At 57.7% G+C, this 15,071-nt stretch carries 14 protein-coding genes; 2 read left to right on the top strand and 12 right to left on the bottom strand.

The window, feature by feature from the left end; all coding sequences use genetic code 11:
• Positions 1–62 precede the first annotated feature (62 nt).
• Positions 63–458 carry an SgcJ/EcaC family oxidoreductase gene (locus ACR0DS_RS05490; protein WP_480557978.1) on the top strand — a complete coding sequence of 132 codons (396 nt, stop codon included), beginning with the start codon at positions 63–65 and terminating at the stop codon, positions 456–458.
• A 1-nt stretch (position 459) separates the two neighbouring features.
• Here the strand turns inward: ACR0DS_RS05490 and ACR0DS_RS05485 are convergent, their stop codons facing one another.
• The 5 genes from ACR0DS_RS05485 to trkA all read right to left on the bottom strand — a co-directional run bounded on the left by ACR0DS_RS05485 (position 460) and on the right by trkA (position 5,346).
• The gene (locus ACR0DS_RS05485; protein ID WP_480557980.1) at positions 460–768 is read right to left on the bottom strand and encodes a putative quinol monooxygenase; all 309 of its coding nucleotides are present in this window, start codon (positions 766–768) and stop codon (positions 460–462) included.
• A 20-nt stretch (positions 769–788) separates the two neighbouring features.
• Entirely contained in the window at positions 789–2,060 is a 1,272-nt protein-coding gene (gene hflX, locus ACR0DS_RS05480; protein ID WP_480557982.1) for a GTPase HflX, read from the bottom strand.
• The gene (gene hfq / locus ACR0DS_RS05475; protein ID WP_005982826.1) at positions 2,060–2,299 is read right to left on the bottom strand and encodes an RNA chaperone Hfq; all 240 of its coding nucleotides are present in this window, start codon (positions 2,297–2,299) and stop codon (positions 2,060–2,062) included. The genes hflX and hfq overlap by 1 nt, the downstream gene beginning before the upstream one ends.
• 132 nt (positions 2,300–2,431) lie before the next feature.
• Positions 2,432–3,970, bottom strand: coding sequence for a TrkH family potassium uptake protein (locus ACR0DS_RS05470; protein ID WP_480480693.1), 1,539 nt, complete (start codon positions 3,968–3,970; stop codon positions 2,432–2,434).
• On the bottom strand, positions 3,970–5,346 hold the full coding sequence (trkA, locus tag ACR0DS_RS05465) for a Trk system potassium transporter TrkA (protein WP_267366209.1): 1,377 nt from the start codon (positions 5,344–5,346) through the stop codon (positions 3,970–3,972). Before trkA ends, ACR0DS_RS05470 begins: the two co-directional genes overlap by 1 nt.
• A gap of 96 nt (positions 5,347–5,442) precedes the next feature.
• On the opposite strand from trkA, the gene ACR0DS_RS05460 reads away from it, so the two are divergent.
• Positions 5,443–5,922, top strand: a complete 480-nt coding sequence (locus ACR0DS_RS05460; protein WP_209503766.1) for a hypothetical protein — start codon at positions 5,443–5,445, stop codon at positions 5,920–5,922.
• 41 nt (positions 5,923–5,963) lie between these two features.
• Here the strand turns inward: ACR0DS_RS05460 and ACR0DS_RS05455 are convergent, their stop codons facing one another.
• The 7 genes from ACR0DS_RS05455 to dusB form a co-directional block, all read right to left on the bottom strand.
• The gene (locus tag ACR0DS_RS05455; protein WP_480557984.1) at positions 5,964–7,130 is read right to left on the bottom strand and encodes an MFS transporter; all 1,167 of its coding nucleotides are present in this window, start codon (positions 7,128–7,130) and stop codon (positions 5,964–5,966) included.
• A 43-nt stretch (positions 7,131–7,173) separates the two neighbouring features.
• Positions 7,174–7,767 carry a helix-turn-helix transcriptional regulator gene (locus tag ACR0DS_RS05450; RefSeq protein WP_480557986.1) on the bottom strand — a complete coding sequence of 198 codons (594 nt, stop codon included), beginning with the start codon at positions 7,765–7,767 and terminating at the stop codon, positions 7,174–7,176.
• A gap of 42 nt (positions 7,768–7,809) precedes the next feature.
• Positions 7,810–9,219: a nitrogen assimilation response regulator NtrX gene (gene ntrX, locus ACR0DS_RS05445; RefSeq protein WP_480473070.1), complete on the bottom strand. Its 1,410-nt coding sequence runs from the start codon at positions 9,217–9,219 to the stop codon at positions 7,810–7,812.
• Entirely contained in the window at positions 9,216–11,480 is a 2,265-nt protein-coding gene (locus ACR0DS_RS05440) for a sensor histidine kinase NtrY-like (protein WP_480558324.1), read from the bottom strand. The genes ntrX and ACR0DS_RS05440 overlap by 4 nt, the downstream gene beginning before the upstream one ends.
• Positions 11,481–11,603: 123 nt before the next feature.
• Positions 11,604–12,971 (bottom strand): response regulator, encoded by a 1,368-nt coding sequence (locus ACR0DS_RS05435; RefSeq protein ID WP_209503762.1) that lies wholly within the window; start codon positions 12,969–12,971, stop codon positions 11,604–11,606.
• Positions 12,971–14,059, bottom strand: coding sequence for a two-component system sensor histidine kinase NtrB (locus ACR0DS_RS05430; protein ID WP_209503761.1), 1,089 nt, complete (start codon positions 14,057–14,059; stop codon positions 12,971–12,973). The genes ACR0DS_RS05435 and ACR0DS_RS05430 overlap by 1 nt, the downstream gene beginning before the upstream one ends.
• A complete protein-coding gene (dusB, locus tag ACR0DS_RS05425; RefSeq protein ID WP_480557988.1) occupies positions 14,056–15,039 on the bottom strand; it encodes a tRNA dihydrouridine synthase DusB in 984 nt (327 codons plus the stop codon). Before dusB ends, ACR0DS_RS05430 begins: the two co-directional genes overlap by 4 nt.
• Positions 15,040–15,071 lie beyond the last annotated feature (32 nt).

Below are 15,071 nucleotides of genomic sequence, written 5' to 3'. Positions count from 1 at the left end.
GACGACATGCGGCAGTTTCGCCTACCATCACCGAGCGAACTGTTTCGGACCAGGGGGAAACTATGGCCAGCATTCGGGATACTCTGAACAACCTTGCCCGGGATTACGCAATCGCCTGGAGTTCAGGTGACGCAGATGCCGTCGCCAGCTTTTTCTCGCTGGACGGACAGATTACAATCAACAGAGGTGACCCAATCGAAGGGCGCGCAGCGATTGCCGATATGGCCCGGGGTTTCTACGCCGATTTTCCTGATCTGGAGGTGCGCTGCGACATGATGCGATGGGCCGGATCTCATGCCCTATTTGTCTGGACACGTGAGGGGCATCATGCTCAGACCGGCAACCATGTTATCGCACGCGGATGGGATGAATGGGAACTTGCGCCCGATCATCTTGTACAGTCGTCAGTCGGCTGGTTCGACACCGATGACTTACAGCGACAACTTGAAGGCGTGTGACTTAGGTCGTCTTTTTGCCAGCGGTTTCAATATTGTAACTCCGCGGTATTCCTTGTGTAATCAGAAACCACTCGGATGCCTTCGTCCGCTGCTGATGCGCATCAAAGGCCTGCTGATTCACAAAAACCTCTGAAACAGTGAACCGTCCGGGTGTGATCTGATCCTCGACAACGTCGAACGACAGGCAACCCTCTTCCGCCTTTGTGAGGGCGATATGCGTGGGCAGAGCGGCGCGCACATCTTCAAGGCGGTCCGCCGGGACATCAATAAATCCGGTCAGGAATACTCTTTGATCCAATGTATCAGCCATCTTCCGCAATTTCACTGTATCTATAGTGTGTCGAATTGGGCGGCCTGCTTATCTGTCCAAAGGACAGTGATACGGAACCCTTCTTCGGTCTGCTCTTCAGATTGTACAACATCCTGCCGGAACAACCACGCCCGCTTGTTCCCTTCCGCAAAGGTCAGGTTCAGAACAACCTCGTGCCGGGCCCCTTGCAGGATTGCTGCAATCTCGGAAAGCAAAGGGGTCACGCCTTCGCCGGTAACTGCCGAAATGGCAAATATAGCAGGATCGCGATCCGCCCTCGCCAACGCGGCGTCTTTTTCTTCCGTGCTCAGCAAGTCAGTCTTGTTCCAAACCTCAAGCCGGGGGCGTTCTTCGTCGACACCAAGCGAGGTCAGGATTGCTTCGACATCCTGCGCCTGTGCTTTGGTTTCTTCATGGCTGATATCGCGCACGTGAACAATCAGATCAGCGCCCAACACTTCTTCAAGCGTGGCTCGAAAAGACGCCACAAGCTCGGTCGGCAGGTTCGAGATAAAACCCACCGTATCCGACAGGATCACTTCTGGGCCATCGGGCAGTTGCACGCGGCGCATAGTTGGATCCAGCGTGGCAAACAACATGTCCTTGGCCAACACTTCGGCCCCGGTCAGCCGATTGAACAGGGTAGATTTCCCGGCATTGGTATATCCAACCAATGCAACGATCGGATAGGGCACCTTGGCGCGCGCGGCACGGTGCAAGGTGCGGGTCTTGACCACTTTCTGCAATTGGCGGCGCAAACGCACCAGTTGTTCGTCAATGGCGCGGCGGTCGGCTTCGATCTGGGTCTCGCCGGGTCCGCCGACAAATCCCAAGCCGCCACGCTGACGTTCAAGGTGGGTCCAGGCCCGCACCAGCCGTGTCCGCTGATAGCTGAGCGCAGCCATTTCGACCTGCAACACCCCTTCACGGGTACGTGCGCGGTCGCTGAAAATCTCAAGGATCAGCCCGGTCCGGTCGAGGATCTTGACCTTCCATGCCTTTTCCAGATTGCGCTGCTGAACCGGTGTTACCGGTCCATCGATCAGAACCAGCTCAACCTCGTTTTCACGAAGCCGCTCACCCAGTTCTTCGATCTTGCCACTGCCAAACAAATAGCCGGGTTGGGCGCGTTGCAGGCGTACGATTTCAGACCCGATCACATCCAGATCGGGCAAAGCGGCGGCCAGCGCAACCGCCTCAGCCAGCGCAGGTTCGGGAACGCGGCGCTGTTCAACTGATTTGATTTCGGGATGCAGCACCCAGGCCCGGGTGCGCGTCCGGTCATGTTCCATCAAGAGGCGTCTTCGCCCTCATACAGGTTGATCGGCTGTGATGGCATGATGGTTGAAATCGCGTGCTTGTACACCAGCTGCGACTGTCCGTCGCGGCGCAACAATACACAGAAATTGTCGAACCAGGTGATCACACCCTGCAATTTCACGCCATTGATCAGGAAAATTGTAACCGGAACCTTAGCTTTCCGTACATTGTTCAGGAAAGCATCCTGAAGATTCTGTCTGTCCGAAGCCATATTATGATAATCTCGCCATTGTTCTTGCTACGCGTTGCGGACCAACGCGCTCCCTCCCGGTGAGTATGGAGTGCCGCGGTAAGATATTCCAGACGAAAAATTAAGCACTAAAGACGACGGGATCCAACCGGTTCAATCCCGCCACAGCGAAGGGGTGATCAGGGCGATGATCGCAAGCGTCTCGAGCCGGCCAATGACCATCGCCGCGCACAGCGTCAGCTTGGCCCCTGCGGACAGGTCGATCAACCGGATTGGAACATCAGTGGCCAATTCAATCAGCGGACCCGTCGTGCTGAGCGTTGCGACGCTGAGCACCATGGCCTGTTCGAACCCAGCCCCCATTGCGGCCAGCAAAAGGTTGAACACCGCCAGTGTCAGCGCAAAGAGCATCAGAAAGATCCAGGCGATAAACGCGCCGTCCCTTTGAATGCGTCGGTTGCCACCTCCAACCCCGCTGACGGATGAGGGATAGATCAACCGGTCGATCTCGCGCGCACCGTTCAAGTACAGGGCAAAAACCCGCAGCAGTTTCACGCCGCCAGCCGTGGTCGCAACCCCTCCACCGATCAGGGCCAGCCCCATCAGCAACAATCCGGGCGTTCCCAGACCAGATAATTGCTGCGCATCATCCCAGTTTGCGCTTTCAAACCCGGCGGTTGTCAGAAAGGCCAGAACGGTGAACAGCATACCCCAAATGACCTGCAATGCCTGTAAAGGCTCGATTTGCCCACCGATTTCCGTAACACCAGCAATAACGCGAAAGAACAATAACGCCGCAACGGCCAGAACAATCATCAGGCCAATGCGAAACTCCGGGTCCGTATCCAGTCGGGAATAACCGGATGTCGCCGTGTCGGTCGAAAATGTCAGGCGCGAAAGGGCAAAGAACAGGAACAAAAACAAGATCGCCTCACCCGTGAAGCCCGCCTGCGCGCCTTCCATGCCGCCCACCGGAGAAATTCCGGACGTCGCCATGACCGACATTGCGTGGCAAACGGCTGTCAGTCCGGTTTCGCCTGCGATCAGAAGAAGGATCCAGATCACAGCCGTCAACCCGGCATAGACCGGGGTCAGTCCCTTTGCCACACGGATCAGTCGACCGCGCGGATCAACGCGTTCGCTTTGCGCAACACCCGATACCGGGCGACCCGGCTGACCGCGGGCCGTGACCTCGAACCCACCCAGCGACAAAGGCGCAAGGATTGCCGCGGCGGCAATCCACATCAGCAAACCGCCCATCCATCCAACCAAGGCGCGCCACAGGTGCAGCGGGGCCGTCAGGCGGTCTGGATCCGGAAACAGATCCGCCCCCGTGGTTGTCAGGGCACTGACCATGTCAAAATAGGCGTTCAGGAATGTGGTCGTTCCCAGCGCATCGTGAAATGGAATCGCAAGAAAGACAGGCAGAATGGTGAAACATGCAAGCATCACCGCCAATTGTCCCAAAGTTCCGCGCCTTGGCACACGGTTGGACGAGGCCAGTGCGACACTGACGACCAGAAACAACCCTATGATACCGGAGTACAAAAACGACCGCGATGTATCGTGATCATCCAGCGCCAGCGCGTAAACTGCCGGAATCCACATGGCCAGTGACGCAATAGCCCAGATCAGAAGAAACAGCGGCAACCGCCGCAATAGCCCGATCTGTTGTATCCCCGCATGCGCCATCAGAAGAAATCGATTGAAACCTGCATCAGGCGTTCGACCTCAGGCACGTCGTTGGCCATGGCAAAGATCGCGACGACATCCTTTTCATCGATCCTGAGGCTGCCCGTCGGTCGCATAACCTCATCTCCTTTGCGCACGGCCCCCACCAGTACGCCCTCGGGAAAATCGATATCGCGCAGCTTTTGACCCGCCATGGGAGAGGTTGAAAGAACCTCAGCCTCGATCACTTCGGCCTCAGCATCTCCGATCGAGTAGACCTGTCGCACCCGGCCATGACGGATGTGGCGCAAGATCGAACTGACGGTGGTTGCCCGCGGATTGATATACGCATCAATCCCCAAAGGTCCCATCAGGGCCACCATACTGGGATCATTGATCAAAGCGATCGCCAGGGCACAACCCTCGGCCTTGGCGCGTACAGCGGCCAGCATGTTCGTGCGGTCGTCATCCGTAACCGCCAGCATTGCATCCGCTCTGTCGATACCGGCTTCGCTCAACAAACTGGCATCAAGGCCATCACCGTGCAGCACAATCGTTCGTTCCAACGCCTCGGCGGCGATCTCGGCGCATCGGCGATCCCGCTCGACGATTTTGGCGCGCACGCGGCTTTTTTGTTCTTCCAGAGTTCGCGCCACTTCAAGCCCGACATTGCCCCCGCCCACGATCACCACACGATCCTGACGCTTTTGGGTCTTGCCAAACACCTCCATAGTGCGATCCACGTCTTTTACATTGGTAAAGACGTAGCATTCGTCGCCCACAAACAGCTGATCCTCGGATTCTGGTGCAAACAGCGTGCCATCGCGACGCACCCCGACTACGATCGAACTGAGCGTCGAGAACAAATCGGTCAATTGCCGCAAGGGTGTGTTCACAATCGGGCAGTCTTCATCCACGCGAATACCCAAAAGCTGCGCCTTGCCGTCCATGAAAATCTCGGTGTCAAAGGCGGACGGGGCCGACAGTCGGCGCATCGCGGCTGCGGCCACTTCGCGTTCGGGGCTGATCACCACATCAATCGGCAGATGATCGCGCCGGTAAAGGTCCGAGTGGATCGCCTCAAGATAGGATTTTGACCGCAGTCGCGCGATCTTGCGCTGGATCGAAAAGACCGAATGCGCCATTTGGCAAGTGACCATGTTCACTTCATCCGAATGGGTCGCAGCGATAATCATGTCCGCATCGCGCGCGCCTGCCCTTTCAAGCACATCGGGATAACTTGCAAACCCGGCGATCCCCTGCACGTCCAGCGTTTCGGTCGCCCGCCGAACCAGGTCGGGATTGTTGTCGACAACGGTGACGTCGTTCAATTCACCCGAAAGGTGCCGCGCAATCTGCCAGCCGACCTGACCCGCGCCGCAAATAATGACCTTCATGTTTCTGGCCCTTCTGCCTGAAAGGATTGAATGACAGATGCCCCCAAAGCGGTCAATTGAATTGTCATCGCCGATCAGCTGCGGCAAGATAAGCATATGAAAACGCTGTTTCCTATGCTTGTGCCGCTGATGGTGCTGTCCTCGTGCGGGCCGCTCTCGCTTTACTATCGCGAGGGTGAAACCGTGTCACGTCTGCAAAAAGAGACCACCCAGTGCCAGCTTAGGGCGGTCAAAGAGGTGCCAGTTGCCAATCAGATCCGCCAAAGCCCGCCGACATATTGGCCCGGGCGCACGTATTGCGACGGCAGAGGTCGTTGCTATCAATCCCCGGGCTGGTGGCAGCCCGGCAGGGTCTATACCGTCGATGTGAATCAGGGTCTGCGAAACACGGTTGAGGCGCAATGCATGGCCGAAAAGGGATTTCGCCCTGTCAGTTTGCCGCCCTGCAAGCAAAATGTGAAATCGCGGGTACCATTGGCGCGAACAACAACATTGCCGCCCCTCAACAGTGCCTCATGCTTTGTGAAATTCGATGACGGGTCGTTTCAGATCATCACTCCGGGGCAAGCCGGGTAAGCAAAACCACGGTACCGCGCGATTGATCATTCCAGTCCGGTTCAAGCGCGTTTGCGCCGCGCGGCTAGCCACAGATGCAGCGCCATGGCAACAGCATAGAACCCGACCACGGCAATCAACATGCCTGCTTCACTGGTCCGCCACAGAATTGCAAGCAAAACAGGTGTGCCCAAAAGGTTACCCGCATTCCCCATCTGCGCCATCGCACCATAGCTAAGCGCCTGGTTTTCGGGTGTCGAGTTCAACTGCGGTACCGCTGCAAAGCTGCCGCCCTGAACAAGCCCCAGCACCGCAAAAAGCGCAACGCAGACAACGGGCAACGGGGCACCAAGAAACAGGGCGCCTATCGTCAGGATAGACAGCCCGAAACCAAGGGTAACAACGAATACGCCAGAACAAACGTTCAGCAACACTGGGACGGTAAGCCAGGAAATCACGATCCCGGCCAACGGCATCAAACCTGCGATCATCGCACTGACATCTTCCGGCAATCTTCCCGGAAGAATGGCCAGCAGCGAGACAAAGGTCAGCGTGTAAAAGAACCATCCGAGCGCCGGAGCCGACACAAATGCAGAGCGATAGGTCTGTACGTGTATGTCAATCAGTGTTCGAACGCTCCAAAAAGGATTGTTCACCAAAGCCGATGCACTGTTGGGACGGAAAGATACGATCAGGACGGCGATCAGAAACATCAGAACGCCATGGGTAGCAAAATAAACCGGCAGCCCGACCTGAGCGATCAATGGAAGCCCAAGCCATGCGTTCAGGGCAAAGGCGACGCCAAAGAAACTGCTCCACAAAACCATTGCCGCGTTGCGCCATTTTCCAATCGTGATTTGCGCAATCAGTGTTGGTGCTGCGACAACGATAGCCAGATGAGAGACCCCTTCGACAACGCGGCTGACCAGCATCAGGCCCAAACCGGGGATACTGGCCTGAAACAGGGACACCGCCCCGCCAAGGGTCAAGCCAAACATCAGCAACCGGACAGGCCCAACCCGCCCGGCTATCGCGCCGGACAATGCACCAAGAATCGCGCCAATCAGGCTGATGACTGACAAAAGCCAGCCAATCTTGTCCGCGTGCGCAGGATAGAGGGCTGCGACCTGAGCAAAAGGAACCGCAATCTTGGCGAATTGGGTCGCCGCACCTAGCCCGGCAAGCCAAAGCAACAAAACCTGTAACAAGATGCGTAATGGATGGGGCATAAGCCGGTTCTACTGCACCCGACCGCACAGGAATACGCATAAATTATGCGCGTCCCGACCGTGCCCCACTGACCAGCCGGACCGGCGTTCCATCCGACAGGTACAACCGTTCCCAGGTGATCTGTCCGGCACTGATCCGGATACGGTCGTGCCGCGCTTCGGAGGTTACAAACGACTTGGGGTTGGGCGCTTGCAAATCCCACCATCCCTCGTCCTGTAGCTCGGCCTCAGCCTGACGGATTTCGTCCGTCGCAAATTGCCAGAGGGACACGCCAAGCAGTGCCCGTTGGGTGGTTTTCCAGTCCCGCGCCCGCCGGCGGGAATAGGCCAGGCACATATGGCTGGCCTCCTCAACCAGATGGATGCAGTCGGCCGAGTTCACGACAAGCCGTCTTAACGCGTTGTCATCCGCCCTGAAAGGAGCCAGCGCAGCAAACACCGAGTGTTGCAGATCAGTTGTCGGAATCTGAATCCCGTTTTCCCATCTGGAAACCGTGGTCTGATCGACCTCCAGAACCTCTGCCAGCGCGGATTGTTTCAATCCGATCGACCGTCGAAGTCGCTTTAACCGCCTGCCAAAAGCCGGGTAGCCTTCGACGAACCGGCCAGACCGATCAGAGTTCACCGTTCTCGCCATCCCTTCCACACATCCATCTGCCCGTGAACTATGACCCCAGACTCATTCTGCTGGTTCGGGTTCGTCGATTTGCGCGACCCGCGCACCAGATTTGTTCGAGGTCACAACACCCAGCGACTTTAACTTGCGATGCAGCGCACTGCGTTCCATCCCGACAAAGCTGGCGGTGCGGCTGATATTGCCGCCAAAGCGGTTGATCTGGGTCAGCAGATACTCACGCTCGAACGCTTCGCGGGCCTCGCGCAGCGGCAAAGTGGCCAGCGCCCCCGACAAGACAACGCGGCCCGACTCTTCGGCCTTGTCTTCTTCGCTTGGCAGCTCGCGCGCCTCAATTGGGCCGGTGCCGTCACCCAGAATCAAAACACGTTCGATCAAGTTTTTCAGCTGGCGCACGTTACCCGGCCACGTCATTGTCTGAAGCAAAGCGACCGCCTCGTCCGACAGCTCCCGCATAGGCAACCCTTGGGTTTCGTTGCACATTTCGATGAAATGCTGGGCCAGAACCGGAATATCCTCGCGCCGGTCCTCGAGTGATGGAACGGTGATCGGAACCACATTCAGACGGTGATACAGCTCTTCCCGGAACCGCTCGGCCGCGATTTCATCATCAAGATCTTTGTTGGTCGATGAGATCACCCGAAGATCCACGCGCACTTTGTCCGAGCCACCCACGCGCTGGAATTGCTGATCCACCAGCACACGCAGGATTTTGGACTGTGTACCCAAAGGCATGTCGGACACTTCATCAAAATAGACCACGCCGCCGTGGGCTTCTTCCAGCAATCCGGATTCCACACCACGTTCGGCCGATTCCCGGCCAAACAGAACTTCTTCCACACGCTCAGGCTCAATCCCGGCACAGTTGACGGTCACGAAGGGAGCGTTTGCGCGGTTGGAGTGGGCATGGATATAGCGCGCGGCAATTTCCTTTCCAGAACCCGCAGGCCCGCGCAGCATGACGCGACCGTTTGACTTGGTAACCTTGTCCAACTGCCCCTGCATCGCCCGGAACGACGCGGATTTGCCGATCATGTCGGAGTTGTTGACCTCTTTCCGCTTCAGCGACGCGTTCTCGCGCCGTAGACGAGACGTCTCCATCGCGCGGCGGATCACCACCATCAACTGGTCAATGTTAAAGGGCTTCTCGATAAAGTCGTAAGCACCCTGTTTGATAGCAGCAACAGCGATTTCGATGTTGCCGTGGCCCGAAATAATCACCACCGGCACATCCGGGTTATCGCGTTTTACCGACTTGAGGATATCAATCCCGTCCATACGGCTGTCCTTCAGCCAGATATCTAGGATCAACAGCCCCGGCGGTTCGGAATTGATCGACGCCATGCACTCGTCCGAGTTGGCTGCCAGCCGGGTTGAATAGCCTTCGTCCTCCAGAATGTCGGACACCAGCTCGCGAATATCGCGCTCGTCATCTACGATCAGAATGTCGCTCATCTTTGGCCTGCTTTCAGTTTGTTGGTTCTAATTGCCTGCTTCTGCGGCGCAACGGTTGGGGACATACCTGCCCCAGGCAAACGGATCACAGCCATTGCGCCAAAATGGTCCTGCCCGTCAAATACGGGCGCGTCCTCAAGGGTCAGCGCGCCGCCATGCTCTTCTATGATTTTCTTGACGATCGGAAGACCCAACCCGGTACCTTCGTCGCGTGTCGTTACATAAGGTTCAAACAAACGCGCCCGGTCTTCCGGCAGACCGATCCCATTGTCTGCAATGGTGATGACTGTACCCGCATCATCGCTTGAAACCGCCACCTTGATCTGCGGCACCAGGTTGTCCGGGGCCCCTTTTTCTTTCAGAGTTGCAATGGCTTCTCCGGCATTCTTAATCAGGTTCGTCAACGCTTGATTAAGCATGGTCGCATCTACATCCGCCATGATCGGCTGCTGCGGCAGGTCGGCATCAATCTGTACGTCCGGCTGTCCCGCCTGTTGCAAAAGTACGGCTTCGCGCACCAGTTCGACAAGGTCCTCTTCGCGGCGAACGGGCTCGGGCATCCGCGCGAACTTGGAAAACTCATCCACGATACGCCGCAGGTCATTGGTTTGCCGCACGATGACGCCGGTCATCGATTCAAGGCTGCCGCTGTCTTCCTCATCCAGTTTGCGGGCGAACTTGCGCTTGATGCGCTCTGCGCTGAGCTGGATCGGCGTCAATGGGTTCTTGATTTCATGTGCAATGCGGCGGGCCACGTCACCCCACGCCGCCATTCGCTGCGCACTGACCAGATCGGTTACATCGTCAAAAGCAACCACATAGCCTTCCAGCCCGCCATCCTCTCCACGACGGATAGCCATGCGAACCAGCAGGTTTTCAAGCTGCCCCTTACGTGTGACCTTAACCTCACCCTGAACAGCCTCCTGCCCGCTGTCCTTGAGGCTTTCAAACAAAGGCAGAAACTCGGGAACCGCAATGCCGATAGCCAGGTGTTCTTCACCTCGCGACCAGTCCAGCAAGCGTTCAGCCGAGCGATTGACAAACGTAACGCATCCATCGGGGTCCACGCCGACAACACCGGACGTGACCGAACTGAGCACGGAATCAAACAGGCGACGCCTGCTTTCGATTTGCTGGGTGTTTTCCAGCAGCGTGTCCCGCTGCCCTTTTAGTTGTCGGGTCATCTGGTTGAAATATCGGCCCAACATCGCAATTTCGTCGTCGCTGGCCTCTTCGATGACCTGAACGCTCAAGTCTCCGGCGCCGACCCGCTGCGCCGCTGTGGTCAAACGTCCGACCGGGCGCGACAGGCGTTCGGCAAACCACATCCCCAGCGACATCGCAGCCAGGATCAGGATCAGCGCAAAGCCCAGATAAAGCAGACCGAATTCGAACAACACCCTGCCCCGTTCACTTTCCAGCTGCTGATAGAACTGCGCCGTTTCCTTGGTGTCATCCAGCAGTGTCAACAACTGCCCATCCACCTCGCGGCTGACATAGAGGTAGCGGTCCAGATAAGCGGTCAGAGGTACAAGCGCGCGGAATTCATTATTCGGCCAGTCGGCAATGATCAGCAGCCCCTTATCTGCCGCTTCCGTCATTTGCTCGGCTGTTGGTTCCTCATAGTTGAACAGATAGGATCGATCCCCGCGCGACCGGATTTCGCCCGTGCCGTCGATGACATAGGCTTCGCGCAACCCGCGCTGAATCCGGGCCTGCCCCTGCGCCAGAACCTCGCGGAGTTCGGCATCAGAAATGTAGAACTCCACCGAACGTGCATTGTTCAGGAACCGCGCCAGAACCGTAGCGTCCTGCGTCAGACCGCTGCGATGTTCCTGCTCATAAGCCTCTGCTGCTGTCAGGGAAGACCCGACAACCTGGCGCACGCGATCCGAAAACCAGCCTTCCAGGCCGATATTCACGGTCAGGCCGGCAAAAATGGCGACCGTAACGGTCGGAACCAGCGCAAGCAGCGTAAACGCCCCAATCAGACGCAAATGCAGGCGCGAGCCCGCCGACTTGGCCCGCCTTGCAGCAATCAGGCTGCCCAACTGACTGAGCACCAAAGCTGCCACAACCAGAACATAGACAAGATCAGCCAGCAGAATCAGCCGCAATGTCGGCGCGGTCGCACCTAGGTCAAAAGGACCAATGACGAGGTATGTGGCAAGCGCCAGAACTGGCCCCATGAGGACCAGCCCAAAGGTGCCGAAATTGCGAAGTTTCCGTGATTTACGCCATCGACCAATCGATGGGATCATCCCGCTCTGTGCTCGGGTTGCCACCGTCTGCCCTCATCCTGAAGTGCCGCTTGTGCGGCTTACCGCCATATATCGTGATCTTTTCCCGACAGATGCCGGGATGCCACGGTTTGTGTGGCGATATTACATCAGTTTGCGGCGCCGTGTCACCTGTATATCGAGATCTGTAATCTTTTTTCGCAGCGTATTTCGGTTAATCCCCAGTAAATCAGCACATTTTGCCTGGTTCCCACCAGTTGCATCCAGTGCGATTTCGATCAGCGGGGCCTCAACCTCACGCAAAATCCGCTGATAAAGGCCCGGCGGCGGCAAAATATTGCCGTGCAGATCGAAATACCGTCGCAGGTGACGCTCGACCGAGGTTGAAAGCTTCTCGCGTTCGCCGCCGCTCAGAACAGGCGCAGCCTCGGGCTGGCTGCCCAACACCATTTCCACCTCGGCCTTCGAAATCTCATCTGCCCGGCTGGTCAGCCCCAAACGGCGAACGGCGTTTTCCAGTTGCCGGACGTTCCCTGGCCATGAATAGCGCCGCACCAACTCAACCGCTTCCGGGCTGAGCCACCGCTTGTTTCCGCTTTCCTTCTCTTCCCGGGCCAGGAAATGTTCGGCCAGCAGTTGAATATCGTCGACCCTTTCACGCAACGAGGGCACGTGGATCGTTGCCCCGCACAAACGATAGTACAGGTCCTGCCGGATACGGCCGTTTTCCATTCCATCGGTCAAGTTTGTCTGGCTGGTTGCCATGAAACGCGGAACATGATCGCCGGGCGTATCCATCATACGCACCACGCGGGCTTGAATTTCATCGCCGATATCCGCGATTTCATCTATCAGCAGCGTACCGCCACGCACCCGCGCCATCACGCGGGCCGGGCCCTCCAGATCGCTTAGGTCGGCTGCGGTGACTGTGACAAAGGGTAATGTACGCCGGTCCGAAAAGTCGTGAATTGCCCGGGCAATCAGCGACTTACCCGTTCCGCTTTCACCCGAGATCATAACTGGCAGGTCGGTGTTCATCACGCGGGCGACCAACCGATACAAAGCCTGCATGACTGGCGTGCGACCGACCAGCGGCAGCTCATCCGGACGCTCACCACCTGCCTGTATGGGTTCCGGCTGTGCGCGCTGCTTCTGATCCAGCGCCCGCGCCGTGCGTTTCATCAAATCCGGCAGGTCAAACGGTTTGGGCAGATAGTCATATGCGTCAGCCTCAGCCGCCTGAATCGCCGTCATGATCGTGTTTTGCGCGGAAATCACGATAACCGGCAATCCAGGGCGATCCTTTGCGATCTTCGGCAGCATCTCCAGACCGTTGCCATCGGGCATGACAACGTCCGAGATGACCACGTCGCCTTTGCCTTCGCCGACCCAACGCATCAGGGTGGTCAGCGAAGACGTTGCGTGCACCTTGCATCCGGCCCGCGTCAGCGCCTGAGTCAGAACGGTGCGGATTGTGCGGTCGTCATCCGCAACCAGTACGGTGCCATCCATCAGGTGCTCTCCTTCTTGTGCTCTGTTGCATCTCGCGGCGCGCGGCGCAGCGACAGTTTGAAAACGGTGCGACCGGGCACGGAGTCGGCTGAAATCCAGCCGTCATGGTCGGAAACAATCTTGCTGACCAGCGCCAGTCCCAGACCGGTGCCGTTTTCCTTGCCCGACACGAACGGGTCAAAAATGTCACCGCGGATATCCTCGGGCAGGCCCGGACCGTCATCGATGATCTCGATCTGCAACGGCAGGGAATGACCCGATCCATCACTTCGGCGTAGGCGGAAGGAATGTTCGAAATACGTGCGCAGACGGATTGTTCCGCCCTGAGGCCCCGCGGCCTCGGATGCGTTTTTCAGCAGGTTCAGAACCACCTGAAGAAACTGGTCCGGATCGCCATAGGCCAGCGGCAATGACGGATCGTAATCCTCGATGATTGTCATATCCGCGCCAAATCCCAGCAGCGCGGACCGCCTTGCACGGTCCAGTACATCGTGGATATTGACCGGCCTGAGGTCCGGTTTCTGCAAGTTGCCGAATTGCTCGACCTGTTCCAGAAGCTTCACGATCCTGCGGCTTTCGGCCACAATAAGGTCTGTAAGTTCAAGATCCTGTGACGAAATATTCATGCTCAGCAGTTGCGCTGCACCGGTAATCCCGGCCAGTGGGTTCTTAATTTCGTGCGCCAGCATCTCGGCCATGCCAATCGCCGACTGCGCCGCTGACTTGACCGTGTTGCCCAAGGTCATCCGGCCCGCCAGTTCACGAGGCGATATGATCATGATCATCGACCCCGGATGCCCGACCAGAGGCGCGATTTGCAACGCACATTGCAAGGGTGCACGATTCCCAGAACCCGCATCCACGTCATTAACGAACAGTGGCGTGCCTTGCGACCGGGCGCGCAGGAATGCTTCCTCAAGCGGCGCATCAACGGCGATCTGGTCCCATACCGGATGCCCGATTACCGACCGGCGCGAGGCATTCAAAAACCCCTCGCCCGCCGAATTCACATCTGCGATGCGGTCGTTTTCATCAATAATGAAAGCCGGAACCGGCAAAGAGTTCCAGATGTTGGCGTTGGAGTTCATGCCGCCGCCTCGCCCGTTTCGGCAAGTGCATCCCCAAGAAGGCGCAGGACATCATCCGTGTTGCGCGACGTCAGAACCGCCCGGCGCAGCGGCGCAGGGGTTGCGGCCTGATCCATATACCATCCCAGATGCTTACGGGCGACACGCAGGCCCAGATCGGCACCGTAGAACCCCAGCATCGCCTGATAATGCGTGCGCACCATGTCGATCAGGTCATTCCCGACCGGAATATCCGGCGCATCCGCCCCGTAAAGGTCGTGACTGATCTGCGCCAGAAGCCAGGGTTTACCCTGTGCGCCACGCCCGACCATGACCCCATCTGCACCAGATTGTTCCAAAGCGGTTCGTGCGGCAGCTGTGTCTACAATATCTCCGTTCGCAATAACCGGAATCGACACGGCCTGTTTCACGGCCTGGATCGCGCTCCAGTCAGCGCGCCCCTTGTAGTACTGGCATCGCGTGCGTCCGTGGATCGTAACCATCTGAACGCCTGCCTCTTGTGCACGGCGCGCAACCTCGGGGGCATTCAGCAGGGTGTCATCCCACCCCAGACGGGTTTTCAATGTCACCGGAACGTCAACTGCACTGACAACGGCCTCAATCAGCGTCAGTGCGTGGTCCGGTGTTTTCAGCAGGGCCGAACCGGAATACCCATTTGTCACCTTCTTGGCGGGACACCCCATGTTGATGTCGATCACCCGCGCGCCCCGATCAGCAACCTGACGGGCGGCCTCGGCCATCCAATGCGCCTCGCGCCCTGCCAGTTGCACAGCTGTGTTTTCCACATCGGCGGACAGTTCGGCGCGTTCCCGCACTCCGGGTTTGGCCTGCACCATCTCCTGACTGGCGACCATTTCGCTGACGACCATGCCGGCGCCAAAGCGCATAACCAGATCCCGAAACGGGCGATCTGTGATTCCGGCCATCGGGGCCAGCAAAACCGGCGATGTTACGAGTTTGTCAGCGAAGCGGAAAGTCAACGTGCTTAATCCTTGGGCAATTGCAGTTCTGA

Source organism: Ruegeria sp. AF5, assembly GCF_056541905.1.
Note: the sequence above shows the minus strand (reverse complement) of the source record. Positions and strands in the feature narration are given on the sequence as shown.